A 2,787-nucleotide genomic window follows, 5' to 3' on the forward strand; every position below is an offset into this window, starting at 1 on the left:
CAGAGATAATAGAGGGCTCTGGACAGCCCAACGTTCGTCTCGGGGTTCGCCCTGAGGTCGAACATGTAGGCACCGGTATGAACTTTGCCCTCTATCCTCAGCTTCAGAATCGAGGCCCCTATCACACCGTGGATGACTCCTGTGGACTCGTTCTCACCAACTAGGAGGATGTAGTCCTCAAACTGCCTCGCCCGGCTGAAGAAGCTATCCCGCCTGTCGATGATGCGCACCTGGTTCCCCTGCCCGGCGAGAGCCTCGATCCTCTTGAGGGTCTCGTCATCGCGCGGTTCGGCTGGCCTGATGATCATCTGATAATCCCTCCATGCTGTCTAGAACCTGATCGCGGCATAAACCAGAACCCCGACATAGAAAGCGAACACTGCCAGGCGGACGGGGAGAGCAAATAGGGCGCCGACACGGTACTCTGGTACTCTCGCCGATCTGTGCCTCGCCCGAGCCAGTACGAACATGGGCAGGACCGCAAGGACGACACCGCCGATGCTGCCCGCAGCCTGAATCATGTCGACGAACCCGAACCTTCTTGTCACGACGATCGCGCAAGACGGCAGGATCGTTATGGTGAATGCAACTAACCTGGACTTCCTGTCCCACTCCGACTTGAACCTGAGGATCTCAACCACGTTGCCCAATGCTGCGCCGGCACTGCCCCAGAAAGACGTGATGAGCGCAAAGAGTGCAAACACGTTGACGGCAGTGTAGATCGTCTGGCCGAGCGCCTTGCCCCATGAGATCGTGACCACTTGGGTGATCTCAGAAGGGTCCTGAAGTCCGAAGATGGCAACTGGAAACACAATGAGAAACGCGAGGTTGATCCCAAGTCCCCATTTCACTGCCTTCGGAATCAGCTCCGGCCTGTGCGCGAGCCCCCTTACCACCTCTGGGACAATGGACTGAGACATGCTCGTGTAGATCCCCACCGGCAGCGCAGCAGCTAGAGGACCCACTGAGAACCTCGTCAGCCTGCCCGCGTCGAACGCAGGGTGTGAAACAGAAGCCAGCGTCAAGACAATCAAGGCCAGGCCCATTAGCAGGCTGAAAGCTCTCTGTGACGCGCCGATCGCCCCGAGCCCCATCCAGACCACGGCCACTCCGGGGACGAGGAAGACCAAGGAGCCCATGACGTCGGATTTCCCGAAGAACGCCCCGATGATGTGCCCGCCGCCAATGACGTAAGACGTAAGGGCCGGTATGGCGACACCGACCGTGAGCAGTGTAACGAGCCACAGGTAGACTTGGCCATGTCGTCCCTCAAACAGGTGTTCCCTCATGAGCCCCACAAGCTGGCCTGGCCTCTCGGTGCGAAGCATGATCTCGACTACATAGAGATGAGTCACGGCCGAGAACAGCGATGTCAGGATCGACACACATACCGCACCGGGGTAACCCGCCAGGCGCGCAGCGTATGGAAGCGACAGTATGGCAGCGCCCACGTTGGCCCCTACAATCAGGAGAACGGCTTCGGAAAACGAGAGTGTTCGAAAATGGAGACTACCTTGCTGCAATGCTTGTGACATGTGTGGAACCTACCCTGTCTTGATCCCATGATTATTCTAGGAGAAACCCGGCTTTCCTCTAAACCGTACCACGTGGTCTTCTGCCTGTTCGCTTGACAACCTACCGGGCTTGGAGTAAGTTGGTCCTGACACACAAGGGTTCAGAATATGGATTGCTGAGGAGCGATGACCATGCCTTTCCTCAAGATCCCGTTCGGTCCCACCTACGATGAAATGGCCCACCCCGAACTGATCGACCCCGAAGTGAGAGCCTCGGCCCTCAGGGCTCTCTCAGAAGACGAGTTCAACCCGGTTAACCTGTTCAACATAACCTGGAAGGACCGAGACAACCAGGTCAGAAAGGTAATCTTCCCACCGGAGCTGACTGGGGTGGACGCGAACATTGTGGTGCTCCTTGGCATGGGCTTTCCGTCCGGGTCGCACAAGGTGGGTCCAGCGTATTCCACCTTGATAGAGGCATGCGTTGACGGGACCATCGACCCTGACAGGCACACGATACTGGGCCCGTCCACGGGGAACTTCGGAATCGGCGTGGCCTATATCTGCAGGCTGATGGGATATCGGGCAGTGGTCATCATGCCCGATAACATGAGCCGCGAGAGGTACGATCGAATCAGACGGTACGGCGGCGAGCTGGACCTGACTCCGGGCACTGAGTCTGACGTCATCCTCACCCTGCGACGCACCCACGAACTTATGCGGAACCCTGATAACTTCGCCCTCGCCCAGTTCGAGTTGGTGCCCAACTACCGGTTCCACAGGCACGTTACAGGGGCGGCCGTGGTGGAGGCCGTGTCGGGCATCGGCAACGGGAGAGTCGCGTGTTTCGTCTCCGCGCCCGGATCAGCAGGAACACTTGCGGCGGGAGACCACGTGAAGAAGGTCTTCCCCGAGACCAGAGTCACCGCGGTGGAACCATACGAGTGCTCCACCCTGTCCACTGGAGGGCGCGGCCAACACCGGATCGAGGGTATCGGCGACAAGATGTGCACTCTGATTCACAACATTCTCACCACAGACTTCGTGCTGACTGTTCGTGACGAGGAATGCGTTCAAGCGTTAAAGGTGATGAGGGACGGGGGGCCGATTCTCCAGAGAATGGGGGTGTCCGATGAGCTGGTTGCGAGGATGCGGGACATGTTCGGGGTTTCCGGGATGTGCAACATCGTCGGTGCAATAAGAATGGCGCGCTACCTGAGACTCGGCCCTGGGGACAACGTAGTGACCATTGCGACTGATGGGTTCGACCGGT

The 2,787-nt window shown here is 58.4% G+C and carries 3 protein-coding genes; 1 reads left to right on the top strand and 2 read right to left on the bottom strand.

Features of this window, described 5'->3' with window-relative positions; translation table 11 throughout:
- Both NUW23_04115 and NUW23_04120 read right to left on the bottom strand, forming a co-directional pair.
- Positions 1–308 (bottom strand): hypothetical protein (locus NUW23_04115; GenBank protein MCR4425361.1); only part of this gene is annotated, 308 nt, incomplete at its 3' end.
- Positions 309–329: 21 nt separating this feature from the next.
- On the bottom strand, positions 330–1,535 hold the full coding sequence (locus NUW23_04120) for a hypothetical protein (GenBank protein ID MCR4425362.1): 1,206 nt from the start codon (positions 1,533–1,535) through the stop codon (positions 330–332).
- Between the two features lie 171 nt (positions 1,536–1,706).
- Here NUW23_04120 and NUW23_04125 point away from each other — a divergent pair.
- A partial coding sequence (locus NUW23_04125) for a pyridoxal-phosphate dependent enzyme (GenBank protein ID MCR4425363.1) occupies positions 1,707–2,787 on the top strand: 1,081 nt, incomplete at its 3' end.

This window comes from Bacillota bacterium, assembly GCA_024655925.1.
Taxonomy (GTDB): domain Bacteria; phylum Bacillota; class DTU025; order DTU025; family JANLFS01; genus JANLFS01.

Excerpts from the sequence above, each read along its gene's own strand:
- NUW23_04120 (MCR4425362.1), bottom strand. The coding sequence starts at position 1,535 with ATGTCACAAGCATTGCAGCAAGGTAGTCTCCATTTTCGAACACTCTCG.